The organism is Dermabacter vaginalis (assembly GCF_001678905.1).
GTDB lineage: Bacteria > Actinomycetota > Actinomycetes > Actinomycetales > Dermabacteraceae > Dermabacter > Dermabacter vaginalis.
Genome location: NZ_CP012117.1, coordinates 1,322,167 through 1,348,509 on the forward strand (window position 1 = coordinate 1,322,167; position 26,343 = coordinate 1,348,509).

Genomic DNA, 26,343 nt, shown 5'->3' on the forward strand with positions numbered 1-26,343 from the left:
ACTTAACTGGCAGACCGCCCGGCTCGGAGCTACGTATAGAGTTACCCACCAAGTTGATAAAGTCTTGAAGAACGCTGAATTATTGCAATTCCATGACCTAAATGCCACCTTGAGCAGCCCAATCGCCGATAATTCTCGGGCCCGCCATCACCTCGATCAGGCGATCACTGGTTTTTCAAGAACAATGGAGTCCACGCCATCGACTTCCTCGAGCAGCACGCTTACGCGCTCACGTCTCGACGTAGGAAGGTTCTTTCCCACGAAATCTGCGCGAATCGGGAGCTCCCGGTGGCCACGATCAACGAGAATTGCGAGCCGCACGGCAGCCGGACGCCCGAGGTCGCTCAACGCATCGAGGGCCGCACGCACGGTACGCCCCGAATAGAGAACGTCGTCAACAAGCACGACCGTACGCCCTTCGATACCGCCGGCTGGGAGCCGAGTCTCGCGCTCTGCGCGCACGGGATGCGATGTGCGATCGTCGCGAAAGCGCGTAATGTCAAGCTCTCCAACGATGTCCTCGGGATTGCGTTCGGTGTTGCCTGCCCGCGCAATAGCCTCGGCGATGCGGCGAGCGAGTGGCACACCACGGCTGTGGATTCCCATGAGCACGAAATCATCGGCGCCTTTTTCGCCTTCGACGATCTCATAGCCGATACGAGTGAGGGCGCGGCGAATATCGCCCGCCTTGAACACTTCCGTGCGCAGATCCTCGGCCATGGAGGGCTCCCTTCCTTATCCGAGCAGGTCCTTCGCGTCGGCCACGCGTTGAAGAAGCGCGTTGACGAACGAGGCCGAATCCTCGGTGGACAGTTCGGAGGCAACGCTCGTGTATTCCTTGAGCAGCACGGGTGAATCGACGCCGACACCGTGAAGGATCTCAGCGGCCCCCATGCGCAGGATCGCACGGTCAACAGCCGGCATGCGTTCGAGCGTCCAGGCTTCCGAATGAGAGGCGATCGTGTCGTCAACATCGGCGGCGTGCGCGGCATACAGGAGCGCGAATTGCTTTGCGGCTTCCGGCAGCGGCGTCTGCGCAGTCGAGGTGACCGTGCGCTGCTCAGCGAGGTCCTCAACGCCGACCTGGCGAGCGTCGGCTTCAAAGAGCACGTCGATCGCGCGCACACGCGCCCTGGTCTTGGCCCCAAACTTCCCCGCCCGAGACGGGAGGGTCTTGACGAGTTCGAACTCGTCGCCCTCGCGCCCCGGGAGCGGCAGATCCAGCGGATCGAACGGCATCTCAGGCGCGCCCGAGGTAGTCGCCCGTGCGGGTGTCAACCTTGACCTTGGTGTTCTGCTCCAGGAAGAGCGGCACCTGAATTTCGAGTCCGGTTTCAAGCGTCGCGGGCTTCGTCCCACCCGAGCTGCGGTCGCCCTGGAGGCCCGGCTCGGTGTGGGTGATCTCAAGAACAACCGAGGCGGGAAGCTCAACGAAAAGCACGGTGCCCTCGTAGAACGCGACGACCGCATCCTGCCCTTCGAGCATGTAATCCGCGGCTTCACCAACGACCTCGGCGGTCACGTTGACCTGCTCCCAGGTTGTCGTGTCCATGAACACGAAGAGGTCGCCATCCTTGTACGAGTACTGCATGTCGCGGCGGTCGATCGTCGCCGTCTCAACCTTGACGCCCGCGTTGAAGGTCTTGTCCACGGTCTTGCCGGAGAGAACATTCTTGAGCTTGGTGCGCACGAACGCCGGCCCCTTACCGGGCTTGACGTGCTGGAATTCGACAACGCTCCAGAGGTTGTTGTCGATCTTCAGAACCATTCCGTTCTTGAGGTCGTTAGTGCTTGCCATGATTCTCCGTTCGAGGTTGCTGTTGCGCACGCGCCCCTTCGAGGGCGCGCACAATCCTTAATTTTAGCGCCCTTCGGGCGCGGAGTTTTCCGACGGTTGCCGGATTCCCCTTGATCCTTCTCACGCGAGCGCGATCAGTTCTTCGTATTCGGCGTTCCAGAGGTCCTCGACCGCATCGGGCATCATGAGCACGCGCTCGGGGTTGAGCGCGGCGACAGCGCCGGGATCGTGACTCACGAGCACGATCGCTCCCTCGAAGGCACTGAGGGCGCCGAGGATTTCTTCGCGGCTCGCGGGGTCGAGGTTGTTCGTGGGCTCGTCGAGAAGCAAGACGTTCGCGCTCGAGACCACCAGGGTCGCGAGGGCGAGGCGAGTCTTTTCGCCACCGGAGAGCACCCCGGCGGGCTTATGCACGTCATCTCCCTGAAAGAGGAAGGAGCCGAGGATCTTACGGACCTCAACTTCGGGAAGATCGCCCGCGGCGCGCTGCATATTGTCGAGAACGGTGCGCTCGAGCTCGAGGGTGTCGTGCTCCTGCGCGAAATAGCCGAGCTTCAGCCCGTGCCCGGCGACCACCTCACCCGTGTCTGGTGTTTCGACGCCCGCGAGCAGACGCAAAAGCGTGGTTTTCCCCGCCCCGTTGAGGCCGAGAACAACAACGCGCGAGCCACGATCGATCGCGAGGTTCACGTCGGTGAAAATCTCGAGGCTCCCGTAGCTCTTCGAAAGCCCTTCGGCGCTCAGTGGCGTCTTTCCGCTCGGTGCGGGCTTCGGGAACCGGAGCTTTGCCACTCGCTCAACCTGGCGTTCGTCCTCGAGGGAATCGAGGAGTTTTTCAGCTCGACGCAACATCTGCTGAGCGGCAACGGCCTTCGTCGCTTTCGCGCGCATCTTCTCGCCTTGCGCCTGGAGGGTCGCGGCTTTCTTCTCGGCGTTCGCACGTTCGCGCTTACGGCGCTTCTCGTCGTCCTCACGCTGGCGCAGATAATTCTTCCAGCCCATGTTGTACACGTCGATGACCTGGCGGTTTGCATCAAGGTAGAACACCTTATTGACCACGTGTTCGACGAGTTGAATGTCGTGCCAAATGATGATCATGCCGCCCGGGTACTGCATGAGAAACTCGCGAAGCCACACGATCGAGTCGGCATCGAGATGGTTCGTGGGCTCATCCAGAACGAGTGTCTCTGCTTGTGAGAACAGAATGCGCGCGAGTTCAACGCGGCGACGCTGCCCGCCTGAGAGGGTGCCAAGCTCAGCCTCGAGCAGCCGGTTATCAACCCCAAGGTTGGCCGCGAGTTGCTTGGCCTCTGCCTCGGCGGCGTAACCACCCTGGGCCTCGAGCTCGTTGTTGAACCGCACGTAGCGATCCATCGCTTTCTCACGCTTGCTTTCGCTGAGGCTCATGTCGGCCATGTCATGCTCGCTCTGCGCGAGTTTTTCGAAAATGCGCGCGAGGTTGCGGGCCTCGAGGATGCGCGCAAGCACCTTTTGCTTCGGATCCCCCTCAGTCGTGTCTTGAGGCAAGAAGCCGATCTGCCCGCGAATATCGATCGATCCAGCCGCAGCCTCACGTTCGCCCGCGAGGGTACGCGTGAGCGTCGTCTTGCCCGCGCCGTTGCGCCCCACGAGACCTACACGATCGCCTTTCACCACCTGAAAGTTCACGCCGCTCATCAGCATGCGTGCACCCACGCGAATCTCGAGGTCATGGACCGTGATCATGGTGTCCTTTGCAAACAGATGGTGGTAGGGCTTGGCCGTTGTGAGCCGCGCACAAGTCTAATCAGGCGCGTGCGCTGAAGGCCGTGCAACCGTCGGACTCTGCCTCACCGGGTAGCGGATTCCACATGCGCCCTCCGGAGCCTCAGACTTTTCCTCGTGTCCCTTGAGCGCGGGGCCCTCGTGCGTCACGATGGGTGTAGACAATTGGCGGCGCGACGGCGCGCTGCGGAACAGGTGATGAAGCGCCATGAAGATCGGCATCGTCAGGGAAATTAAGAACAACGAATACCGCGTGTCCATGCACCACGCTGGCGTTGAAGAATTGATTCGCTCAGGCCACGAGGTCATCGTGGAAACGGATGCGGGCGTAAACGCGGGCTTTACGAACCGGGACTACGAGCAGGCAGGCGCCCGTATCGCGACCACGGCAAAGGAGGTGTGGGAAGAGGCCGAGTTGCTCCTCAAGGTGAAGGAACCGCTCGAGAGCGAGTACGGCTTCCTCCGCGAGGATCAGCTCCTGTTCACGTACCTGCACCTCGCGGCCTCGCGCCCACTCACGGATGCCCTGCTCGAGGCCAAAACACCGGCGCTTGCGTACGAAATGGTGCGCGGATCCGACGGTTCCCTGCCTCTGCTCGCGCCCATGAGCATCATCGCCGGGCGGCTCGCCGCACAGGTCGCCGCGCACCAACTCATGTCGCCCTTTGGCGGAACCGGCGTGCTCATGGGTGGTGCGCCCGGAACGGCAAGAGCAAAGGTTCTCGTCGTGGGAGGAGGCATCGTCGGCGAACAGGCCGCGCTTGTGGCCGCAGGCATGGGCGCGAGCGTGACCGTGCTCGACATCAATTCCTCTCGCCTCGCCGATCTCGACCGCATCCACGGCACACGTATTTCGACGGGGTTCTCCAACGCGCAAGCGATCGATACCTTCGCTCGCGATGCCGATGTTGTGGTGGGCTCGGTTCTCCTACCTGGCCGTGCAGCCCCGAAACTCCTCAAACGAGAAACGATCGAGGCGATGCGCCCCGGCTCGATCGTCATTGACGTTGCCATCGACCAGGGCGGCTGCACCGAGGTTTCTTCGCCCACGACCCACGATGATCCAACCTTCCGCGTGGGAAACGCCACCGTGTACGGTGTCGCGAATATGCCGGGCGCCGTGGCCCGTACCGCGAGCGTTGCCCTCGCAGGGGCGAGCCTCCCGTATGTCCGTGCTCTCGCGAACGGTGGAATCGCCGGCATTGCGGGCCACGCTGGGCTCCTCTCCGGCTTTTCGACGTACCGCGGAGAACTGCTGCACACGGAAGTCGCCGAGAGTCACGGACGTGAAAGCCGCGATGCACGCACCATGCTGAGTTAGCGTTCGGCTCGCGCGTCAAAGGTCGGGGGTGGGCTGTGCGGAACATCCCAGCCCACCACGCCCTCAATTCCGCTTGTAGCGGGCCAAAGCTGGGATAATGCACGCATGCTGCGAAATTATCGATTCCCCCTCATTATTCTCACGTGCGTGATCCTCGGCGCAATCGCCGGACTCGTCTTCGGCCCCGATGCCGCCGTGGTGAAACCCTTCGGGGTGGTGTTCGTGAACATGATGTTCACGCTCGTGGTGCCGCTCGTGTTTTTCTCCATTGCCTCTTCGGTTGCCGCCATGGAATCAGCAAAGCGCCTCGGGAAAATCATGGGTTCGATGATGCTCGTGTTTATCTCCACCGGCATCCTCGCGGCCATCATCATGCTCACCGTGCTGTGGCTGTTCCGCTCAAGCGAGCCGCTCAACATCACGCTTACGGATCCCGGCGCGGTGGAAAAACCGGAATCGATCAGCGACCAGATCGTGCAGACCCTCACCGTGAGCGAATTCGGTGAGCTCCTCTCCCCCTCCAACATGCTCGCGCTCATCATCTTTGCCGTGCTCGTGGGCTTCGCGACGAGCGGAATTGGCAAGGCTGGTGACCCCTTCCGCGAATTTCTCAAGTCAGCGAGTGCCGTGTTCTTGAAGCTCGTCTCGCTCGTGATGTACTACGCGCCGATTGGCCTTGGTGCCTATTTCGCCGCTCTCATCGGTGAGCTCGGCCCGCAGCTCGTGGGCGGGTATGTGCGCGCATTCGTCATCTACTTCCCCGTCACAATCGTGTATTTCTGCGTGGCCTTCACGCTATACGCTTACATCGCTGGTGGGACCAAGGGCATCAAGCGCTTTTGGAGCAACATCCTCGAGCCCACCGCCATCGCGCTCGGCACCGGTTCCTCCGTTGCCTGCCTTCCGGCCAACCTCAAGGCTGCGCAGCGCGCCGGCGTTCCTCGCGATATTCGCGAAACGATCATTCCTATCGGCGCGACGATCCACATGGAAGGCTCCGTGCTTTCCGCGATCCTTAAAATTTCGTTTCTCTTCACGCTCTTCCAGCGAGATCTCTTCACGGTCGAGAACATGCTCATCGCCGTGGGCATCGCTCTCCTCAGCGGAATGGTGATGAGTGGCATCCCTTCGGGTGGCTTCGTCGGTGAGCTCATGATCATCACGCTCTACGGGTTCCCCACCACGGCCCTGCCGGTCATTTCCATCATCGGCACCATCATCGATGCCCCCGCAACGACGATCAACGCCGTTGGCGACAACTCCTCCTCGATGCTCGTTGCCCGCATGATCGACGGCAAAGACTGGATGGACAAGGGAGATCGCGAGCGAGCTGAAGATGAGGCCCTCGCCGCAGCACCCCGCGCCGAAAGCCCAGCGCGGTAGGTTCCGACGCCTCCCGCACACGAAAAGGGTGGCCAGCTCCACACGAGCTGGCCACCCTTCTTTTGAGTCGCGGCGCTGCCGCAACATTTTTAGATATTGAAACCGATCGCGCGAAGCTGATCCTTGCCGTCCTCGGTGATGCGCTCCATGCCCCACGGCGGCATCCACACCCAGTTAATGCGGTGCGTCTCCGTAATCGGGTCGAGTGCGGCGAAGGTTTGGTCTTCGAGCACGTCCTGAAGCGGGCACGCGGCGCTCGTGAGCGTCATGTCGATCACGGCGTTGCCGTTCTCGACCGTGACCCCGTACACGAGGCCAAGGTCCACAACATTGATCCCGAGTTCGGGATCGATGACATCCTTGAGAGCTTCGGTGACGTCCTCAGCGGTCACATCCTTGGATTCGGACATTGCTAAGCCGTCCTTTCAGGTAGTCGCAGTCGTGCGGCGCTCAGGCCGTAAGGAAGCGGTCGTAGCCCTCGGCCTCGAGACGCTCAGCGAGCTCGGGGCCGCCCTCTTCCGCGACGCGGCCGTTCACGAACACGTGCACGAAATCGGGCTTGATGTACTTGAGGATACGCGTGTAGTGCGTGATGAGCATGACGCCGAGGTCGCTCTCCTCCTTAACGCGGTTCACGCCTTCCGAGACGACGCGAAGCGCGTCGACGTCGAGGCCGGAGTCGGTCTCGTCAAGGATCGCGATCTTCGGGCGAAGGAGCTCCATCTGGAGAATCTCGTGGCGCTTCTTCTCGCCGCCCGAGAAGCCTTCGTTCACGTTACGCTGCGCGAACTGCGGGTCCATGCGAAGCTTCTCCATTGCGGAGTTCACATCCTTGACCCACTCGCGAAGCTTCGGAGCCTCGCCGGCAACGGCGGTCTTCGCGGTGCGCAGGAAGTTTGAGACGGTCACGCCGGGAACCTCGACCGGGTACTGCATCGCGAGGAAAAGCCCGGCCTTCGCGCGTTCGTCAACGCTCATCTCGAGAACGTCTTCCCCGTCGAGGAGAACCTCGCCGGAGGTGATCTCGTACTTCGGGTGACCCGCGAGTGAGTACGCGAGCGTGGACTTACCGGAGCCGTTCGGCCCCATGATGGCGTGGGTCTCCCCCGAGCGGAGCGTGAGGTTCACGCCCTTCAGGATCTCTTTCGTACCTTCGGGAGTTTCCACGGTTGCGTGGAGGTCCTTGATTTCAAGAACGGACATGATGTTCCTTTCGAGTCAGGAAAGTTCGATGGGGTCGAGCGAGACGCTGATCGCGCCGCTCGCCTGGTCGATCGTGACGGGATAAACGGGTGTTGCAACATGTGCGGGAAGTTGCCGAGGCACGCCGGTGCGAAGGTCGAACTGACTGCCGTGCTTCCAGCACTCAAGGGCGCCGTCTTCGACGTCGCCATCGGAGAGGTTGACACTGCGGTGGGTGCACAGATCGCCAAGCGCGTGGACAGTTCCATCTGTATCGCGCGCCAGAGCAATCTCGACCCCTTCGACCTCTATGCCCATGACCGTTCCAGGGGCAAGGTCTTCGAGGTGTGCAACCGTGTGTGTCATGGACATTTAGTTCATGCTCCGCTGCAGCTCGACCTCGATCTGCTCCGTGAGGTACTCACGCACCTCAGGAACCTCGATCCTCTGGATGAGCTCCTGGAAGAAACCGCGCACAACGAGACGGCGAGCCTCGATTTCGGAGATGCCGCGTGCCATGAGGTAGAACAACTGCTCATCGTCGAATCGACCCGTCGCGGCGGCGTGTCCTGCGCCTTCAATTTCGCCAGTCTCGATCTCGAGGTTCGGCACCGAATCGGCGCGCGCCCCTTCGGTGAGCACAAGGTTGCGGTTCATTTCGTAGGTCTCGGTGCCTTCGGCCTCCTTGCGGATGAGCACATCGCCCACCCAGACACTGCGCGCGCCGCGGCCCTGGAGTGCGCCCTTATAGAGCACGTTCGAGGTGCAGTTTGGCGCGGCGTGATCCACAAAAAGGCGGTGTTCGAGGTGCTGGCCTTCGTCGGAAAAGTACAGGCCGTCCTGTTCAACTTCGCCGCCGGGGCCCGCGAAGGTCGCGGTCGAGTTGACGCGCACCGCCTTGCCGCCGAGCGTCACGACGATGTGCTTGAGGCGCGCGTCCTTACCGATCTTTGCGACGTGGGTCGAAACGTGTACGGCGTCATCGGTCCAGTCCTGGATGGCGATCACGGTCATCTCGGAGCCCTCGTCGAGAATCATCTCGACATTCTGGGCATAGAGCGCCGAGCCCGTGTGGTTGACGACGTAGGTCGCGCGGGCGTTCGCTTCGGTGTGCAACACGATCTCGCCGTGGCTCGCAACCGAGGCATCGTGTCCCCCGATCTCGACGCGCGCCGGCTCACTGATCTCGGCGTTCGAGGGAGCCTTGAGGTAGAGCGCGTTCGCGGTGAGCTCGGCGGCTGCCGCGGCGATCCGGTCCTCGGGGAGGATCGCCGTGTGCCGGGGGGCTTCCTTTTCGCCGAGCGAGTCGACGACGATGCCCTCGGGAGCCTCGACCTCGTAGCTCACGACGCTTTCTTCAACGTGGGTCTCGCGAGCTTCGAAAAGCGGGGCGAGCTGGCGGAGGCTCGCAAAGCGCCACTCTTCCTCGCGGCCGGTCGGAATCTCGTGATTCTCGATTCCGAATGCGGCGTGACGGGTCGCGCGCGAGAGGAGGCCGCTGCGCTCACCGGGAAGAGCGACGCCTTCGGATTCGAGCTGTGCTTTCGAATGATCCGTCGTGGTCATTAACCCACGGCTCCTTCCATCTGCAGTTCAATGAGGCGGTTGAGCTCGAGCGCGTACTCCATGGGGAGCTCACGCGCAATCGGCTCGATGAAGCCGCGCACGATCATGGCCATGGCTTCGGTCTCTTCGAGACCGCGGCTCATGAGGTAAAACAGCTGCTCTTCGCTGACCTTGGACACGGTAGCCTCGTGGCCCATCTGCACGTCATCGACACGAACATCGACGTACGGGTAGGTATCGGTGCGAGAAATCTGGTCGACGAGGAGGGCGTCACACAGCACGTTGGAAGCCGCGTGGTGCGCGCCGTCATTGACCTGAACGAGACCGCGGTAGGACGAGCGACCGCCACCGCGCGAGACCGACTTCGAGACGATCGAGCTCGAGGTGTGGGGGGCCATGTGCACCATCTTGGAGCCGGTGTCCTGGTGCTGACCTTCGCCCGCGAACGCAATCGAGAGGGTCTCGCCGCGCGCGTGCTCACCCTGGAGCCACACCGCGGGGTACTTCATGGTGACCTTCGAGCCGATGTTGCCATCGACCCATTCCATCGTGCCGCCCTCTTCAACGGTCGTGCGCTTCGTGACGAGGTTGTACACGTTGTTCGACCAGTTCTGGATGGTCGTGTAACGCACGCGGGCGTCCTTCTTCACGACAATCTCGACGACGGCCGAGTGCAGCGAATCCGACTTGTAGATCGGCGCCGTGCAGCCCTCGACGTAGTGCACGTACGAGCCTTCGTCGGCGATGATGAGCGTGCGCTCGAACTGGCCCATGTTCTCGGTGTTGATGCGGAAGTAGGCCTGGAGCGGAATCTCCACGTGGACGCCCTTCGGGACGTACACGAACGAGCCGCCCGACCATACGGCGGTGTTGAGGGCCGCAAACTTGTTGTCGCCCGCGGGGATGACCGTTCCGAAGTACTCCTCGAAGATCTCGGGGTAGTCGCGAAGGCCCGTGTCGGTATCCACGAAGATGACGCCTTGCTTCTCGAGGTCCTCGCGGATCTGGTGGTACACAACCTCGGACTCGTACTGGGCGGCGACGCCCGCGACGAGGCGCTCCTTCTCGGCTTCGGGGATACCGAGGCGGTCGTAGGTCGCCTTGATGTCTTCGGGGAGGTCTTCCCAGCTCTTCGCCTGACCCTCGGTCGAGCGCACGAAGTATTTGATGTTGTCGAAATCGATGTCGCTCAGATCCGCACCCCACGTGGGAAGCGGCTTCTTTTCGAAGAGCGAGAGGGCGCGCAGTCGGCGCTTGAGCATCCATTCCGGCTCGTTCTTCAGGTGCGAGATGTTCCGAACGACGTCCTCGCTCAGCCCTCGCTGAGCGGCGGCGCCGGCGGTGTCCGTGTCGTGCCAGCCATATTCGTAGCTGCCAATCGACGCGATGATCTCGTCCTGACTGAGCTGCTCTGGTGCAGTCGTCATGGCTTCCTTCCTTCTGTGAGCAAATCTGTGGTGACGTCCGAGGCGAGTTCCCCTTCCGCCATGGACTCAGCAATCGCTGCGCTCATGGCGGGGGTCAAGTGGGTCGTGCATACGTGCGCGCCTGCCGCTCGGGTGGAGAGGCGCTGGACGGGGACGCCGAGCATACGCGAGAGCGCTGCGGTTTCCACCTCGCACAGCTCCGGGTGCTTGGCCGCGATGTCCTGGACGGGGCAGCGCCCCTGGCACATTTGCACGGTTGTGAGGGTACGCGTCGAGGCGCCGCCTTTCCCGGGTGGGCCAACGGTCACCGTCACGGGCCTCAGTGACGCGGCGTACCCGAGTTCCTTGAGAAGGTCGATGACGAGGCGCACGCGCTTGGATGGGGGCACTTCTCCCCTCGCATTTTCGCGCTCGTACCGCCTCTCAAATTCGGCTTCCCACTCCGAAGTTCGTGCCTTTGCGAGCGTCACGAGTGCCTCGTGACCGCCTGCGCGCTCGAGTTCCCTCATCGCGAGAAGCGCGAGGCTTTCGCATTCGCGTGAGTTCGCATCGGTGTCGGGGGCTTTCGCGGCGAGCACGAACTCTTTGCGGGGCCGTCCACGACCACGGGGGCGATTAGGTGCTTCCTTTTCCTCAATAATGCCTTCGGCGTGTAATTGGGAGAGGTGCCGACGGATGGCCGCGCCCGTGAGGTGGAACCGTTCGGCAAGGTCGCCAGCGGCGATGGGGCCGTCGACGCTGATGGCCTCGATGAGACGTTCGCGCGTTGAATCCGATGCGTGCGCATCAGTGCGAGCATTCACGACATCCTCCTCTCGCCGAAACGGTGGACGCTCCGATTCTACAAACCGCAAGTTTCGAAAAGATAGGGAGGGTTACCTAAGTCCCGCGAAGGCGCGGTGTAAGTCACACCACGCATCGATCGCCGGGCAACCGTCGGCCCCGGGCCTCGCCGCCCGGAAGCGCGCGGAACAGTACGATGGAGAGCCATGGGCAAGAACACCACCACAGTGAAGGGTTCACCGAAGGCGGCGCCAGCGTCGGCCCTCGAGATCGCGAACCTGAGGAAACAATTCGGAGACGTGACGGCGTGCGAAAACGTCAGCCTCACGGCAAATTTTGGTGAGATCACCGCCCTTCTTGGCCCCAATGGCGCGGGAAAATCGACGACCATTGCGTGCGCCACCGGGCTCCTCAACCCCGATGGCGGCGAAGTTCGACTCCTTGGAAGCAACCCCCGCACTCACGACGCCGAGACTCGCGCGCGCGTGGGCGTGATGCTTCAGGACGGCGGGCTCACCTCCGGTGCCACTGCGAAGCATCTTCTCGAATACGCTTCCTGCCTTTATTCGCACCCTCGAAACTGGCGAGTGCTCTCGAGCGAACTGGGCATCGACGCGTTTGCCTCAACGCTCGTGCGTCGCCTTTCCGGCGGGCAACGCCAGCGCCTCAGCCTCGCGCTCGCACTGCTCGGAGAACCGGATGTCCTCTTCCTCGACGAGCCCACCGCGGGCATGGACGCGGCCGTCAAGCGCCGCACGCGTGAATTGATCCGCGCGGAAGCTGAGCGAGGGGCAGCAGTAATTCTCACCTCCCACGCGCTCGACGACATCGCCTCACTTGCCGATCGCATCATCGTGATCGCCGGTGGCGTCGTGCGGGCCGACGGCACCCTCGCCGACGTCGAAAATACCCTCGGGAATGGCACAGCGCTCGCGCTCGACGTCTCGGCGACAGCCCCAGCACAAGAGAATCTCACGGGATTCGAGCGTGCCGTGCGCGAGGCCGCGACGGCGCACGGGGTTTCGCTCACGGTCAATCGTGGCCCCGCCTCGCTCGAGGACATCCTCGTCACGCTCTCCACGCACTCAACGAAGGAGCAAAAGTGAGCATCGCCGATCGTCATTCGCCCAGTGTGAGCGGTAGCCGCGCCGCACGAGCACCGCAGCGAATCGCCGCACACGCGAAACTCGAAGCCCGGGCACTCCTCACGAACGGCGAACAGCTCATGGTTTCGCTCATGCTGCCCGCCATGGTGCTCCTCGGTCTTCGGTTCATTCCCGTATCGCCCGCGCTTTTTGGTGGCCACACTCCTTCGATTTCCGACGCGGTTGCTGCGACGGCCGTCACGGCGATCATCGCGACTTCACTCACCTCCCAGGCGATCTCCACGGGTTTTGACCGCCGTAATGGTGTGCTGCGCTGGATTGCCACAACACCGCTCGGCCGGGGCGGGTACATGCTCGGCAAACTTGGCGCCCTCTCCCTCGTCCACATCCTGCAGATCGTCGTTCTCGGCGTGCTGTCACTCGCACTCGGATGGCGTCCCACAGCAAGCGAAATCCTGTGGTCGATCCCTGCATGGATTCTCGCGACGTGCGCATTCGGAGGCCTCGGCCTTTTGATCGCCGGTACGCTCCGTACGGAGGCTGTGCTCGCGCTTTCCAATATCTTCTTCCTCCTCTTCATTGCCGTGGGCGGTGTCGCTATTCCCGCGAAGAGTTTCCCGGCTCCCCTGGACGCCATCGTCGCGCTCTTACCGTCAGCGGCGGCCACGAATGCCCTCACCGCTGCGCTTTCGGGCCACGCGCCCTCCCTATGGTCACTCGCGCTCCTTGCGATTTGGGCCGCCCTCTTTGGCGGCCTGACGGTGAGATTCTTCCGCTGGACGAGCAGCTGAGCCGCGGGTCCCGGCCGGGGTTTCTTACACTTGGCGCATGACCTCTCCGAAGAGCACACCACGCGCCGTTGCCGAGCGCCACAATCGCTGGATTTACGTCATTTTTTGGATCAATCTCGCGTGCCAAATCGGCATCATCGTGACGGGCGGCATCGTGCGCTTGACGAAGTCGGGGCTCGGCTGCTCCTCGTGGCCGCACTGCGAACCGGGACAATTCACGCCGCGGTATCACCCCGAATCGGGACTGCGCCCCTTCATCGAATTTGGCAACCGTGCGCTCACGCTCGTGTTGCTCATCTTCGCGATCCTCGTGCTCGTCGCCACCTATAAGCACCTTCGCGCCAAAGGCGCGGGATTCGTGCGCCTTTCGTGGGTGCCGCTCGCGCTGACGCTCTTCCAGGCGGTGTGGGGCATGCTCGTCGTCTACCTCCACCTCCACCCCTTCTTCGTGTCGGTGCACTTCATCGTCTCGCCGATCCTCGTGGCGTCCTCCGCGGTTTTGGTCTACCGACTTTACGAGGGCAACGGTTCTGCAAGACTTGCCGTGAACCGCGGCGCTCAATTCGTTTTTTGGCCACTTGCTGCCGTCGGGTTTGCGGTGCTGATTCTTGGAACTCTTACGACCGGCTCAGGCCCGCACTCCGGTGACGCCAACACCCCGCAACGCTTCCCGTTCAACCCGGCGAGAATCGCGTGGCTTCACGCCGATTTCGTATGGCTTTTCTGCGGGCTTCTGCTCGGTGTCGCCATCATCCTTATGATCACAAAGGCGCACACTCGGGCGAAGAATGCTCTCATTGCCCTCACGGTCGTGACGCTCCTCCAGGGCGCGATCGGGTACATCCAATATTTCACCGGCCTACCCGAGGCTCTCGTGGGGTTGCATATGTTTGGCGCGGCCCTGCTCTCCGCGGGCATCGCGTGGCTCGGCGCAAGCCTGTTCACGTGGTACCCGATCGGGGAAGGCACGGCACCGCACGACCACTCAAAGGAGGCGCAGCAATGAGCCTGTTCCGCACGAAACGTTACCCAACCCCCGAAGAAATCAAACCCGCGGGCGAGTTCGTGGCGGGCGTGCTCGCAGCGCTTGAGAAAACCGTCGCCGTGGGCGACAACCTCCTGGAGATCGACGCCGAAGTTCACCGCATGATCCGCGAAGCCGGCGCGACCTCGTGCTACCTCGACTACCACCCGAGTTTCGGCGGCTCGCCCTTCGGCAAAGTCATATGTTTGAGCGTGAATAACGCGGTGCTCCACGGCCGCCCCTACGACCGCAACCTCGAGAGCGGAGACCTGCTATCCATGGACTTCGCTATCGAACTCGAGGGATGGGTTGCCGATTCTTCGCTCTCGATCGTTGTGGGTGAACAGCGCGAAGACCACCTGACACTCATTCGCGACACCGAGAGCGTGATGTGGGCGGGAATCAACGCTGCCCGCGCCGGCAACACGGTTGGCGATATCGGTCACGCCGTTGAGACCCGGGCCGCGGAGTTGGGCTACACGATTAATCATGAGTTTGGCGGCCACGGCGTTGGCCGCACAATGCACGAAGCTCCCTTCGTACCGAACTACGGCGCCCCGGGGTCCGGATCGCGGTTGCGCGAAGGTATGGCACTGACCGTTGAACCGTTCCTTACCCCCACGACCGACGTTATGCGCATTACCGAGCGAGACGGCTGGACGGTTGAGTCGGGTGACGGCTCGACTGGCGCGCACGCAGAGCACACTCTCATCGTCACGAAGGACGAGCCCATCATCGTCACGGCTCGCACCCCTGACCTCCCCCGGATTGCATAGTCGTTGTGGGGGTTACCCCTGCCCTGCACCTGTCCGCGCTACGCGAGCCCGTGGGCGGTGAATTCCGACGGTTGCCAGCGCTCATTCGCGCCTCAAACCCCCAGGGACCCTCCCCTTCTAGCCCCCTCGCGCAAAAATTCACCGAAATGTAACATTTTGGTAACGGCATGGTCGCTCCCCGCCTTCGTTCGAAACGGCGTAAGTAGTAGTATCCGTAGCGGCCCAGGCCAGATCCCGGTCCGAAAACACTGCCCACCGCCCTCTTTCCCTCAGTGGCGAACAGCGATGGCAACAGTGGCCGAGACACTCGAGCACAGAAAAGAGACTCTCCATGACCCTCACCCGTAAGAAGCTTGGGCCGGTCCTCGGCCTTGGACTCTCCTTGTCGCTCCTCGCTGCGTGCTCCGGCGGCAGTGCGTCCAACGACGCCGCGCAGTCGCCGTCTTCAAGTGTGACGGCCAGTGCGGATTCGTCTTCGAGCTCCTCCACGAGCACGGATGACACGGAGGACAGGCTTCCGGGTTCCGTGGATTCGTCCCCCGCGTCCTCGGAAGAGGAAGACCATTCTGGGGAGTCCCTCGCGCAGCAGTGGGCCCGGAAGAGGAACCGTGCTTCCGGCCAAGATTCCAATGTGAACGCCGAGAGCGATGCAAGCTCGGACAGCAGCGGGCGTCGACGTGCCCAGGGTGACTCCGAGTTGAGTGCTGGCCGTACGCCCGAAAATACTCGCGAAAATGGCTCAGGCCAGCAAAGGCCGGCCTTTGAAGTCACGCCTGATACCGCACTTGCTCACGGAGAATCCGATGCGCCGATTCCGCCCGCACAGGATCCCTCGAACGGCCCGGGTCCCTTCCCGGGCAACGTGGTGGCGCAACCGGCGGAGCCGAAGCCCGCGCAGCCGAAGCCACATCCCACACCCGAAAAACCTGGCGACGGTACCGGTAAGCCAGCTCCGAAGCCGCACAAGCCGGGCAAACCGAGCAATCCCGCTCCGGAGCCCGGAAGCCCCAAGCCCGGAAAGCCGGGCAACTCGCACAACTCCGGCACCGTCACGATTGCGGCCTTTGATGAAGAGGGCTACAACTCCGCACTCGCAAGCTGGAAGCGCGACCGAGATGAGGCTCGCAGTGAGGCTGAGCGTTCGAACCGAGCCCTCGACGATGCGCGCCGCACTGTCGAGGCAGCACGTGACAAGGCTGATGCCTCGCAGCGCAGGTACGAAGAAGAAAAGGCGAAGCTCGATGAACTCGTCGCTGCCATGCCCGGTACGGGCGATCTCGCCCAGAAGCGCGACCTCGCGGCGAAGCTGAAGGTCGAAGCGCAGAAGGCCGCCGCCGACGTTGAGACCGCTGAGAAGAAGGTCACCGACGCTGAGAAGAAGAAGCAGGATGCCGATCGCAAGCTCGAGCAGGCCACCAAGCAGCTCGAGGTGCTTTCCGACAAGCGTGACAACATTGCGATTCAGAGCAACCTCGAGTTCGCACAGCTGAATTCGGAAGACCAGCTTCGTGCCCTCTCCGACGCCCTCGCGGAGCGTGTGAACAACTACCGCGTGAAGAACGGTCTGAACGAACTCGTGTACGCACCGGTGTTCAACGACAAGGCCGCAGACTGGTCCACGACTATGGCCACGAGCAAGGACTTCACGCACTCGAATAGGGACGAAGAAGGCTACAGCAGCGAGAACATCGTCGCCGCGACCTGCAGCACGGAGATGGAGACCGTCGACGAGTGCGCCGATGCTTTGTTCGAGCAGTGGCAAAAGTCGGATGACCAGAACAAGAACATGCTTGACGAGACCTTCTCGCATGCTGGTATGGGCCTTGCAAAGGGCGACGACGGCCAGGTGTACGGCACCAACATGTTCTTCATCAAAGATGACGTCCACGAGGCTAACTCCACCACCGTCGTCCCGAAGTCGAAGGGCATGCCCGAAAATCTTGACGGCGAATACGTGCCCGAGGGTGCAATCGCGGTCACGGGTGGCACGAAGCTCGCCCACACGGTTGACGATCGCAACACCGCCGCGTACGACAAGTGGGAAGGCGGCAAGGACGGCCTCGACTACACGAAGGGCGTGCGCCGCGGTGTTGATAAGCGGATTTCTGAGCTTGAAGAAGCCCCGCGGGTCGATGAATTGAAGAACCTCGATTCGGACATCAGCGAAGCGCAGGCCAAGGTCGACGCGGCCCAGGCCGAAGCCGACCAGAGCAATCAGGACCTCGAAGACGCCAAGAGGGCTAAGGGCGACGCAGACATTCGGAAGACCGAGAGCGAGGATGCCTCCTCTAAGGCTCAGGCTGACCTCGCCGAGGCCGAAGCTGCCGCGCCTGAGGCCGACACTGCACGCAAGCAGCAGCAGGCCAAGGTCGACAATCAAAGTAAGATCGTAGGCGAGGCAGAATCAAACGCCGCTCGCGACAACAAAGCGGCGTCGGATGCCGAGAACGAGCTGAATGAAGCGCAGGCGAAAGCTGACGACGCGAAAGCAGAGCAGCAGCGCGTTGAGGCTCAAGAGCCGACGAAGAAGGATTACACCACGACTATCGAGGTTCCCGCGGAGTGACCTCGCCGCTCCCGTAATCCCAAGGAGGGGCTGCCTCATCCCGAGGCAGCCCCTCCTTCGTCGATTGCATAGGGGTTGTGGGGGTTTGGGAAATCAGCAATGTGCCCGGGCCCGTGCGAAGCGGCATCACTTTCGAGCCATGCGACGCCACAAGCCCGCGCATCAGGCGATACGCGGGCTGCGGAACAGTGAAGCGGCTCCGGCTCTCCCCTACTCGGCGAGCGAGCGCAGGACGTACTGCAGGATACCGCCGGCACGGAAGTAGTCGGCTTCGCCGGGGGTATCGATGCGCACGAGCGCCTCGAACTCGATGGGTTCTTCACCTTCGCGCGTTGCGCGTACGGAGACGGTTTTCGGGGTGACGCCTTCGTTGAGAGCGCTCACGCCAGAAATGGAGAAGGTTTCTTCGCCCGTGAGTCCGAGGCTTTCAGCCGACTCGCCAGCGGGATACTGCAGAGGCAGCACACCCATACCGATCAGGTTTGAACGGTGAATACGCTCGTAGCTCTCGGCGATAACCGCGCGCACGCCCAGCAGCTTCGTGCCCTTGGCTGCCCAGTCGCGAGAGGAGCCGGTGCCGTACTCCTTGCCGGCGAGGACGACGAGCGGAATTCCCGCTTCGGCGTAGTCCTGGGCGGCGTCGTAAATAAAGCTCTGCTCACCGGTGAGGAAGTTCCTCGTGTCACCACCTTCGACGCCGTCGAGAAGAAGGTTCTTGAGGCGAATGTTCGCAAAGGTGCCACGGATCATGACCTCGTGATTGCCACGGCGCGAGCCGTAGGAATTGAAGTCTTTACGGTCCACGCCGTGCTCGCGAAGGTACCGCCCGGCCGGCGAGTCGGCCTTGATGGCACCCGCGGGCGAGATGTGGTCGGTTGTCGTCGAGTCGCCGACCTTCACGAGTACGCGCGCATCTTCGATGTCACGAATTGACTCAAGCTCCATGCTCATCCCCTCGAAATACGGGGGTTTGCGCACGTAGGTCGAATCTTCGCTCCACGAGAACGTGTCGCCGTCGGGAGTGTCGAGGCCGTGCCAACGCTCATCGCCGGCGAAGACATCGGAGTAGTCGTTTTCGAACATCTCTTGCGTGATGTTCTCGGCGATCGTGTGTTCGACTTCGGCGGGAGTCGGCCAAATGTCGCGAAGGAACACGGCGTTGCCCTCGGCATCGTGCCCGAGCGGGTCGGAGTCGAAGTCAAAGTTCATCGTGCCGGCAAGCGCGTAGGCGATGACGAGGGGCGGCGAGGCCAGGTAGTTCATTTTGACGTCGGGGTTAATGCGCCCCTCGAAATTGCGGTTGCCCGAAAGCACAGCGGTCACGGCAAGGTCGCCCTCGGCAATGGCTTCGGAGATTTCGGGGGCGAGAGGGCCGGAGTTGCCGATGCAGGTCGTGCAGCCGTACCCGACGAGGTGGAAGCCAAGCTTCTCGAGGAACGGCCACAGGCCGGCTTTCTCGTAGTAGTCGGTGACAACCTTCGAGCCAGGTGCCATCGACGTTTTCACCCAGGGCTTCACGTCGAGGCCACGTTCAGCCGCGTTCTTCGCCAGCAGCCCCGCGGCCATCATGACCGATGGGTTCGAGGTGTTGGTGCACGACGTGATGGACGCGATCGAGACGATGCCGTGGTCGATCGTGTAATCGGTTCCCTTGACCGCTGTGGGGTTCGAGGTGTTCTCGGCATAGGCCGGCAGGGATTTCGCGAAGCTTTCTTTCGCTTCGGTGAGCACGATGCGATCTTGCGGGCGTTTGGGCCCGGCGATCGAGGGGACGACGGTTGCCAGGTCTAGCTCGAGGTATTCGGAGTATTCCGCTTCCCTCTTAGGGTCATGCCAGAGCCCCTGACGCTTGGCGTAAGCCTCGACAAGGGCCACTTGATCGTCGTCACGGCCCGTGAGGCGCAAGTAGTCGAGAGTGACATCATCGATCGGGAAGATCGCGGCGGTCGAGCCAAACTCGGGGCTCATATTGCCGATCGTGGCGCGGTTCGCAAGGGGGACCTGCGAAACGCCTTCGCCGTAGAACTCCACGAATTTGCCCACGACACCGTGCTTGCGGAGCATCTCGGTGATCGTGAGGACAACGTCGGTAGCGGTTGCGGCGGGCGGGATTTCGCCAGTGAGCTTGAAGCCCACGACTCGCGGGATGAGCATTGACACGGGCTGGCCGAGCATGGCCGCTTCCGCCTCGATCCCGCCAACGCCCCAGCCGAGCACGCCGAGACCGTTGACCATCGTCGTGTGCGAGTCGGTGCCGACGCACGAATCGGGATAGGCGCGCACAACGCCGTCAACCTCGCGAGTCATGACGGTGCGGGCGAGGTACTCGATATTGACCTGGTGGACAATGCCCGTGCCCGGCGGGACTACCTTGAAGTCATCGAAGGCGCCCTGACCCCAACGAAGGAACTGGTAGCGTTCGCGGTTGCGCTCGAACTCGAGATCCATATTGAGCTCGAGTGCGTCAACGCGGCCGGCGACATCGATCATGACGGAATGGTCGATCACCATTTCCGCAGGAGCAAGGGGGTTGATCTTGGAGGGATCGCCGCCGAGGTCGCTCATAGCTTCGCGCATCGTCGCAAGATCCACAATGCAGGGCACGCCGGTGAAGTCCTGCATGATGACGCGCGCTGGCGTGAACTGGATTTCCTCACTCGGCTCGGCCTGGGGATCCCAGTTGGCGAGCGCCTGAACGTGGGCGGCGGTGATGTTTTCGCCGTCTTCAGTGCGCAGAAGGTTTTCAAGGAGCACTTTGAGGCTGTAGGGAAGCCGACGGTACCCCTCAACAGCGTCGAGTGCATAGATCTCGTATTCGCGCGAGTTGACACTCAGGGAGGTCTTCGCGCCGAAAGAATTCACCGTGCTCATCGAGGCTCCTATCGCAAGTGCGGTCGATCGTTGTCAGTAATTATCGTGCGGCCCGTTCGAGCTTCACAACGCATTCCATGTGGTGGGTGTGGGGGTACAGGTCGAAGACTTGGAAATCGGTGATGGCCCAGCCCTCGTGCTCGGCAACTCGCAGGTCGCGCGCGAGAGTTGAGGGTTCGCACGAAACGTAGACCATGCGCTCGCGAGTGAGCTCGGCAAGGCGCGCCATGGCCTTTTCGCCAACGCCCGCGCGGGGCGGGTCCATAATGACGCGGTCAGGCCCTTCATTCGCTTCCGCGAGGAAGTCGCGGACATCCGCGGTGACGGCTTTGGCCTGGGGGTAGGCCGCGAGGTTCTCGGTGGCGTCGGCGCTCGCGCGTTCCGCTCCCTCGACGCTCACAAGTGCACCTGTGCCGCCGACTGCGCGGGCTGCGGGGACCGAAAAAAGGCCCGCCCCGCCGTACAGATCCCAAATCCGCTCACCTTCGTGCGCGTCAAGAGCGTGTCCGACGGCGGCGGTCAGAAGGCGCGGCGCATCAACGTGCACTTGCCAGAAACCGCCCGCGTAGAGAGTGAAAACGTCATCGCCGACGATTTCCCGCACCGAGTCGTCGCCGCGCAGAGCAGTGGTACTCGTGCGCGTGGCGAGCACGATGCTCGCATTGTCGCAGGCGGCAGGAAGATTGAGATCGTCGAGGGTCAAATCATTCTCGGAGCGCACGATGATCGCGGGCGCGCTCCCGCTTGGAGCGACGACATCGACTGCAACGACGCCGCTCGGGGCCTTCCACACGTCGATGCCGAGTGCTTGGATTGCGGGATGAGCGAGAGGATTTGACCCAACGGCGTGAATTTCGTGGGAGCGCCAGCCGTGCATGCCAACCTTGCCATGATCGACGGCGAAGCGGACGCGCGAGCGCCAACCGAGCCCCGTGTGGTCGTCCCGAGCGGGCTCGATTTGGATGTTTTCAATCGGGTACGTGCCAATTCGGGCGCGCGTCATGAGCTCCTGAAGAACTTCGGTCTTGATACGACGTTGCGCTTCGATGCGAATATGGGCATAGTCGGCTCCACCGAGTCCCTCGTATCCGCATTCAGGCCACGCACTGGGGACGCGATCGGGCCCAGCCTCGATCACGTCGATCGTTTCGGCACGCCAAAAGCGCGCGTTCGCCTTCGAGTCGGGAAGCACTTCAGCAACGACGGTTTCTCCCGGGCACGCGCCACGCACGAAGACAACGCGACCTTCGTGACGCGCGACGAAGGTGCCTCCATGTGCCGGCTTATCGACGGTCAGGGTGATCAGCCGCCCTTCCCCTGCGAGCTCCTGCACTTCTTTTGGTCGCTCGGATGCGGGACGGGTCATGGGGCTAGCTCCTTGACAACGGGATTCGTGTACGACGCGATCGATGCTTCCTGCTCGGGACCATCGAGATCCCAAGGGACACGGCGGACCGTGACGCGCTCATACTTTTCGAGTCGGGTCGTGACTCGCCTCAGCACGTGGTTGTGCATGATCGACTCCCACCAGTGTCCCACGAGAAATTCAGGAATGTAGACAACCACGGCGTCACGGGGGTACGTGCGTGTAAAAGATCGCACGTAGTCGTCGAGCGGCGCGAGGAGGGCGCGATACGGCGAATTGATCACGCGTAGCGGGATGGGGATCTTGCGCCTGAGCCACTCCGTGCTAAGCGTGTCGATCGCGGAATCGTTGGTCTTCACGGCCACGGCTTGGAGGCTCAGGTGCGGTGACGCCATCGCTTCCTTGATCGCTCGAATGGCGGGTCGGTTCAGTTGCGTGAGCAGAACGATGCCCCGTGTGGGATCTTTACCGTCGAGGGGGGCGGGTGCAGCGATCGGCCAGCGGCCAAGATCCTCGTCGTGGCCGAGGGCGAGTTTCGAGAAGATCCGAGAGTAGTAGCGGCTGATGATCGTCATCGCTGCCCACATAAGCGCCACGGCAGCGAGTGTCACCCATGCGCCGAGGAGGAAGTTGGCGGTGGCCACGGTCAGAAGAACCAGGGCCAGGCACACGGTGGCAACGAGACTGACCGCGCGTTTGCGGGCAAAGCGCTGGCGTTCCTTGAGCCGCACTGCCACGCGGTGTTTTTTCGTGTAGTGGCGGAACATCCCCAGCTGCCCGATCGTGAAGGTCATAAAAACGCCCACGACATACATGTGGATGAGCAGCGTAATGTTCGCGCCCGTCGCGAGAACCACGATTTCCGCAAGCCCCGCGAGGAGCAGAATGCCATTGGAGTACACGAGCCTGTCGCCCCGTGAGGCGAACACGCGGGGGATGTAACCGGTGCGGGCGAGCGCCGCCGTCAGTACCGGCAGTCCGGTGAAGGCGGTGTTCGCGGCAATGCACAGCACGAGAGTGGCCATGGCGAGCATTGCGAGCGACATGAGCGATCCGGCCCCGAAAATGGCCTCCGCAATCTGGCCGAGCACTGGTGTCGCTTCGCTCACGCGCGCGCCTTCCGCCTCGCGGGGCGAAAGGCTCACGCGCGTCGCGAGCGCGAGTAGCATGACCCCGAGGAAAAGCACCGCCGTCATCGCGCCCGAAATGACCAGCGTGATGCACGCATTGCGGGCTTTCGGGGGCCGGAAAACAGGCACGGTATTCGTGATGGCCTTGACACCGGATACCACGGGAAGGCCGCTCGAAAAAGCTCGCGCAAGAACGAGCGCGCCGCCGAGCGCAGTGAGAGCCACAGGCTCCCCCTCCCCCGGTTCCGGATAGCTTCCCGCATGTGGGGATAGCCCGAGCGTCCCTCGCCATGCCTCAATTCCGCCCCACACGAGCGTGATGGTGATCAAAGCGATGAAGGTATACACGGGAAGGCTCACGAGCCGCGCAGATTCCCGCGCACCTCGAAGATTCACGAGTGCAAGGAGTGCAATAATCGCCATCGTCATGCCGATTTGAAACGGTGCAAGAGGGCTTATCGCACCCCCGATATAGGCGCCCGCTTGCGAGGAGGCGACCGCGACCGTAAGTACATAATCGGTCACCAGAGCCGCACCTGCGAGTCGGCCCGCGTTCGGACCAAGATTGGTTCGCGCGACAACGAAGTCGCTTCCCCCGCCTGGATATTCCTCGATCACGTTCAGGTGGGCGGTCACGACGATCGCCATGACAAAGACGACGGCGATTCCTACCCACGGGCTCCATGCGAAAAGGCCGATTCCGGAAAGGCCGAGCGTGAGAATGATTTCATCGGGGGCATACGCGAGTGCACTCACCGTATCGGCCGCAAAGGAGGGAATAGCGAAGCGCTTCGGGAGGCGCTGGCGCGCGAGGCGATCGGAGCTGAACGGACGCCCGATCACAATGCGTTTGACGGAAGCGAGGGGGCGGGACACACGGATAATCTACTCTCCGCCCGGGCACGGCGCACATCCTCATCCGCGCGCACGCTTCGCCGCGCCCCTCACACGTTAGGCTGGATTTATCGTCCGGGCCAGCTCCGGCGCGCACCACACCAACCGCATCAGGCGAGGATCAGCAATGCACATCGTCATTATGGGCTGCGGCCGCGTAGGCGCAACGCTTGCCACAAAGCTCCAGACAAACGGACACTCGGTGGCGATTATCGATCGCGACGAGAAGGCGTTCCGCATACTCCCCGATGACTTCGAGGGGATCAAAGTCCACGGAATCGGCTTTGACCGCCGCTCGCTTGAGCGCGCTCGTTGCGACGAAGCCATCGCCTTTGCCGCGGTCGCCGGCGGCGATAACTCCAATATCATCGCGGCCCGCGCCGCGCGGCAGCTCTACGGCATCCGCAATGTCGTCGCGCGTATCTACGATCCGAAACGCGCCGAGGTGTATGAACGCCTTGGTATCGCAACCGTGCCCACGGCGCGGTGGACCACGAATCAGATGCTTACCCGCCTGATCCCGGGCCAGTCAGCTCGTGAGTTTCAGGATATTTCCGGCAACGTGTCGATGCTCGCCTGCGATTTCCACCCCAGTTGGGTGGGCACAACGCTCGCAGACCTCGAAAAACTCACCGCCTCGCGCGTCGCTTTCGTGACCCGCTACGGCGAAGGGTCGTTGCCGAGGCGCGACTACCGCATACAGGAAGAGGACATCGTGCACCTCACGCTCGAAACAGAGCGAGAGGCGGAGGTTTCCGCACTGCTCACCCACCATTTTGAGGAGGACGCCGAATGAAGATCGTCATCGTGGGTGCAGGAAGTGTGGGGCGAAGCATCGCTCGGGAGCTTCTTGACAAGGGGCGCACGGTCACCCTGATCGACCGGGAGGGGGCACGTCCCGGTCTTGACGAAGTCACGTGGGTGCAGGGCGACGCCGCCGAACTCGATGTTCTCGAAAAGGCGAAGCTTGCCGAAGCCGACGTGGTCGTCGCCGCCACGGGCGATGACAAGGTGAATCTCGTCGTTTCCCTCCTCGCCAAAACCGAGTTCGGAGTTCCGCGAACCGTGGGCCGCGTCAACCACCCTCGCAACGAATGGATGTTCGACGATGCCTGGGGCGTCGACGTTGCGGTCTCGACCCCGCGGATTATGACTTCCCTCGTCGAAGAGGCCGTGAGCATCGGCACTGTCGTCACGATGTTCTCTTTCGCGAAGTCCGAAACGAGCATGGTCGAGATCACCGTCCCGGAAACCTCGCCGATCGTTGGCAAAGACATCGGTGATGTGGCGTGGCCGAGGAGCGCGACCCTCGTTGGCGTCGTGCGCGAGGGGCATCCGCGCCCACCTGCCGAATCCGAGGCCCTCGAGCCGCGCGATGAGCTTTTGTTCCTCGCTCACCGCTCATGTTTGACGGCTCTTCAGCGCACGGTGGTGCCAAGGGGACTCGAGGAAACGACCGCAGCGCTGCCCGTTGTGCGGGTTAGTGACGAGGACGAGGACTAAAAACCCTCCAATTTCGCCCTACGAACGCTTGGACTCCTTGAGGGACGTCGCATCTATGTGAGCGCTGGTGGCGTCGGAAAACCACCGCTTCACAAGCGCGCGGTGCTGCAGAAAAACCACATACGTGACCGCCACGAATGCCGGGATCCCCATGAGGAGCTTGGCGATACCGAGCGCGTCTGTGAACCCCGCGAAATACAGGGGCGCTTGCACGGCGACCTTGAGCGCAAAGAGCCCTGCGTACCACAGCGTGGCATACGTGTAGGTGCGCCTGCCCTCGCGAGAGGTGCGCCAGGCTGAAACTCGCGGGTCGACGAGTGCGGCCACGTATCCCACTGCAGGGTGTTTCACAAGGATCGAGACGCTCAGTACCACGGCATAGACGGCGTTGGTGATCAGACCGGGAAGGTAAAAGCCGCTGCCGTCGCCGCTTTTCACGGCGATGAACGCGCCGAGAGCAATCCCGATCGCACCGCTGATGGCGGGTGTGACCTGACTTTTCGTGGCGATGCGCCACACGAGTGCGAGAACGACGACGCCGAGCGAAGCGACACTCGCGAGCACGACGTTGCGCGTGAAGAGAAACAGCACAACGAACAGGAGTGTCGGGAGGACCGATTCGATGAGCCCCCTCACGCCACCGATCGCGTTCATGACGCTGTAGTCATCAGAGGTAAAGCTCGCTTTGAGCCCGGTTGCAGGTGGTTCGGGGGCTGACGAAGGTGAGGTCACTGGCCGTCGTCCTTCGCACCGTGGATCGCGTATCGGGGGTTGTACATGATGCGCTTACGGCCTCGCAGGCCTACGAATCCTTCGACCTCCAGGCGCGCACCAGGTTCGATACCGGCGATCGACTGACGCCCGAGCCACACGAGGGCAAGCCTGCCCGTACCATCGTGGAGATCAACGTCGAGCTTCGGATCCTGGCCTGCCGGCTGGACGACGATCGAGCTGACCGTGCCAAGGCAATGCGCCGGGCGGCGGGACGTGATGGACGCAATCTCGTCAAGATTCTCCACGCCGCTCTCGTCGTCGTCATTGGTCGACGCGGACGCAGTCAACAGATCCCTCGCCTTCGTGAGGACGCTCACG

24 protein-coding genes are annotated in these 26,343 nt (G+C 62.4%); 9 read left to right on the forward strand and 15 right to left on the reverse strand.

Translation table 11 applies throughout. The annotated features are described in order from the left end of the window. Positions 1 to 156 precede the first annotated feature (156 nt). The 4 genes from pyrR to DAD186_RS05760 all read right to left on the reverse strand — a co-directional run bounded on the left by pyrR (position 157) and on the right by DAD186_RS05760 (position 3,523). The gene (gene pyrR, locus DAD186_RS05745) at positions 157 to 720 is read right to left on the reverse strand and encodes a bifunctional pyr operon transcriptional regulator/uracil phosphoribosyltransferase PyrR (protein ID WP_065247877.1); all 564 of its coding nucleotides are present in this window, start codon (positions 718 to 720) and stop codon (positions 157 to 159) included. 15 nt (positions 721 to 735) lie between these two features. After that, a complete protein-coding gene (nusB, locus tag DAD186_RS05750; protein ID WP_236886212.1) occupies positions 736 to 1,278 on the reverse strand; it encodes a transcription antitermination factor NusB in 543 nt (180 codons plus the stop codon). Further along, complete coding sequence (gene efp / locus DAD186_RS05755; RefSeq protein ID WP_065248752.1) at positions 1,241 to 1,798, reverse strand: elongation factor P; 558 nt, start codon at positions 1,796 to 1,798, stop codon at positions 1,241 to 1,243. The genes nusB and efp overlap by 38 nt, the downstream gene beginning before the upstream one ends. 120 nt (positions 1,799 to 1,918) lie before the next feature. Continuing rightward, complete coding sequence (locus tag DAD186_RS05760) at positions 1,919 to 3,523, reverse strand: ABC-F family ATP-binding cassette domain-containing protein (RefSeq protein ID WP_065247879.1); 1,605 nt, start codon at positions 3,521 to 3,523, stop codon at positions 1,919 to 1,921. A gap of 247 nt (positions 3,524 to 3,770) precedes the next feature. On the opposite strand from DAD186_RS05760, the gene ald reads away from it, so the two are divergent. After that, positions 3,771 to 4,883, forward strand: a complete 1,113-nt coding sequence (ald, locus tag DAD186_RS05765) for an alanine dehydrogenase (protein ID WP_065247880.1) — start codon at positions 3,771 to 3,773, stop codon at positions 4,881 to 4,883. Positions 4,884 to 4,988: 105 nt separating this feature from the next. Next, positions 4,989 to 6,266: a dicarboxylate/amino acid:cation symporter gene (locus tag DAD186_RS05770; RefSeq protein ID WP_065247881.1), complete on the forward strand. Its 1,278-nt coding sequence runs from the start codon at positions 4,989 to 4,991 to the stop codon at positions 6,264 to 6,266. 89 nt (positions 6,267 to 6,355) lie between these two features. Here the strand turns inward: DAD186_RS05770 and DAD186_RS05775 are convergent, their stop codons facing one another. The 6 genes from DAD186_RS05775 to DAD186_RS05800 are packed head-to-tail and all read right to left on the reverse strand — an operon-like array spanning position 6,356 to position 11,244. Continuing rightward, positions 6,356 to 6,676: a metal-sulfur cluster assembly factor gene (locus DAD186_RS05775; RefSeq protein ID WP_055088062.1), complete on the reverse strand. Its 321-nt coding sequence runs from the start codon at positions 6,674 to 6,676 to the stop codon at positions 6,356 to 6,358. A gap of 40 nt (positions 6,677 to 6,716) precedes the next feature. Then, complete coding sequence (gene sufC / locus DAD186_RS05780) at positions 6,717 to 7,469, reverse strand: Fe-S cluster assembly ATPase SufC (protein ID WP_065247882.1); 753 nt, start codon at positions 7,467 to 7,469, stop codon at positions 6,717 to 6,719. A 15-nt stretch (positions 7,470 to 7,484) separates the two neighbouring features. Continuing rightward, on the reverse strand, positions 7,485 to 7,820 hold the full coding sequence (locus DAD186_RS05785) for a Rieske (2Fe-2S) protein (RefSeq protein ID WP_065247883.1): 336 nt from the start codon (positions 7,818 to 7,820) through the stop codon (positions 7,485 to 7,487). After that, on the reverse strand, positions 7,821 to 9,014 hold the full coding sequence (gene sufD / locus DAD186_RS05790) for a Fe-S cluster assembly protein SufD (RefSeq protein WP_065247884.1): 1,194 nt from the start codon (positions 9,012 to 9,014) through the stop codon (positions 7,821 to 7,823). Next, the gene (gene sufB, locus DAD186_RS05795) at positions 9,014 to 10,441 is read right to left on the reverse strand and encodes a Fe-S cluster assembly protein SufB (RefSeq protein ID WP_065247885.1); all 1,428 of its coding nucleotides are present in this window, start codon (positions 10,439 to 10,441) and stop codon (positions 9,014 to 9,016) included. The genes sufD and sufB overlap by 1 nt, the downstream gene beginning before the upstream one ends. After that, positions 10,438 to 11,244 carry a helix-turn-helix transcriptional regulator gene (locus DAD186_RS05800; protein WP_065247886.1) on the reverse strand — a complete coding sequence of 269 codons (807 nt, stop codon included), beginning with the start codon at positions 11,242 to 11,244 and terminating at the stop codon, positions 10,438 to 10,440. The genes sufB and DAD186_RS05800 overlap by 4 nt, the downstream gene beginning before the upstream one ends. Before the next feature lie 186 nt (positions 11,245 to 11,430). On the opposite strand from DAD186_RS05800, the gene DAD186_RS05805 reads away from it, so the two are divergent. The 5 genes from DAD186_RS05805 to DAD186_RS05825 all read left to right on the forward strand — a co-directional run bounded on the left by DAD186_RS05805 (position 11,431) and on the right by DAD186_RS05825 (position 17,487). Further along, the gene (locus tag DAD186_RS05805; RefSeq protein ID WP_065247887.1) at positions 11,431 to 12,330 is read left to right on the forward strand and encodes an ABC transporter ATP-binding protein; all 900 of its coding nucleotides are present in this window, start codon (positions 11,431 to 11,433) and stop codon (positions 12,328 to 12,330) included. After that, positions 12,327 to 13,121 carry an ABC transporter permease gene (locus tag DAD186_RS05810; protein WP_236886213.1) on the forward strand — a complete coding sequence of 265 codons (795 nt, stop codon included), beginning with the start codon at positions 12,327 to 12,329 and terminating at the stop codon, positions 13,119 to 13,121. The genes DAD186_RS05805 and DAD186_RS05810 overlap by 4 nt, the downstream gene beginning before the upstream one ends. Before the next feature lie 37 nt (positions 13,122 to 13,158). After that, on the forward strand, positions 13,159 to 14,127 hold the full coding sequence (locus DAD186_RS05815; protein WP_065247888.1) for a COX15/CtaA family protein: 969 nt from the start codon (positions 13,159 to 13,161) through the stop codon (positions 14,125 to 14,127). After that, the gene (gene map / locus DAD186_RS05820; protein ID WP_065247889.1) at positions 14,124 to 14,921 is read left to right on the forward strand and encodes a type I methionyl aminopeptidase; all 798 of its coding nucleotides are present in this window, start codon (positions 14,124 to 14,126) and stop codon (positions 14,919 to 14,921) included. The genes DAD186_RS05815 and map overlap by 4 nt, the downstream gene beginning before the upstream one ends. 331 nt (positions 14,922 to 15,252) lie before the next feature. Beyond that, on the forward strand, positions 15,253 to 17,487 hold the full coding sequence (locus DAD186_RS05825) for a CAP domain-containing protein (protein ID WP_065247890.1): 2,235 nt from the start codon (positions 15,253 to 15,255) through the stop codon (positions 17,485 to 17,487). 210 nt (positions 17,488 to 17,697) lie between these two features. Here the strand turns inward: DAD186_RS05825 and acnA are convergent, their stop codons facing one another. The 3 genes from acnA to DAD186_RS05840 are packed head-to-tail and all read right to left on the reverse strand — an operon-like array spanning position 17,698 to position 23,730. Beyond that, positions 17,698 to 20,358 carry an aconitate hydratase AcnA gene (gene acnA / locus DAD186_RS05830; RefSeq protein ID WP_065247891.1) on the reverse strand — a complete coding sequence of 887 codons (2,661 nt, stop codon included), beginning with the start codon at positions 20,356 to 20,358 and terminating at the stop codon, positions 17,698 to 17,700. Between the two features lie 40 nt (positions 20,359 to 20,398). Then, positions 20,399 to 21,724, reverse strand: coding sequence for a class I SAM-dependent RNA methyltransferase (locus DAD186_RS05835; protein ID WP_065247892.1), 1,326 nt, complete (start codon positions 21,722 to 21,724; stop codon positions 20,399 to 20,401). Then, positions 21,721 to 23,730 (reverse strand): APC family permease, encoded by a 2,010-nt coding sequence (locus tag DAD186_RS05840; RefSeq protein WP_065247893.1) that lies wholly within the window; start codon positions 23,728 to 23,730, stop codon positions 21,721 to 21,723. Before DAD186_RS05840 ends, DAD186_RS05835 begins: the two co-directional genes overlap by 4 nt. Before the next feature lie 145 nt (positions 23,731 to 23,875). Here DAD186_RS05840 and DAD186_RS05845 point away from each other — a divergent pair, with 145 nt between their 5' ends. Together DAD186_RS05845 and DAD186_RS05850 are read left to right on the forward strand one after the other, a co-directional pair. Next, a complete protein-coding gene (locus DAD186_RS05845; protein WP_065247894.1) occupies positions 23,876 to 24,544 on the forward strand; it encodes a potassium channel family protein in 669 nt (222 codons plus the stop codon). Then, positions 24,541 to 25,251, forward strand: a complete 711-nt coding sequence (locus DAD186_RS05850; RefSeq protein WP_065247895.1) for a potassium channel family protein — start codon at positions 24,541 to 24,543, stop codon at positions 25,249 to 25,251. Before DAD186_RS05845 ends, DAD186_RS05850 begins: the two co-directional genes overlap by 4 nt. Positions 25,252 to 25,269: 18 nt before the next feature. Here DAD186_RS05850 and DAD186_RS05855 read toward each other — a convergent pair whose 3' ends face one another. Both DAD186_RS05855 and DAD186_RS05860 read right to left on the reverse strand, forming a co-directional pair. Next, positions 25,270 to 25,983, reverse strand: coding sequence for a DUF3159 domain-containing protein (locus DAD186_RS05855; protein WP_065247896.1), 714 nt, complete (start codon positions 25,981 to 25,983; stop codon positions 25,270 to 25,272). Beyond that, positions 25,980 to 26,342, reverse strand: coding sequence for an OB-fold nucleic acid binding domain-containing protein (locus DAD186_RS05860; RefSeq protein WP_236886214.1), 363 nt, complete (start codon positions 26,340 to 26,342; stop codon positions 25,980 to 25,982). The genes DAD186_RS05855 and DAD186_RS05860 overlap by 4 nt, the downstream gene beginning before the upstream one ends. Between the last annotated feature and the right edge of the window lies 1 nt (position 26,343).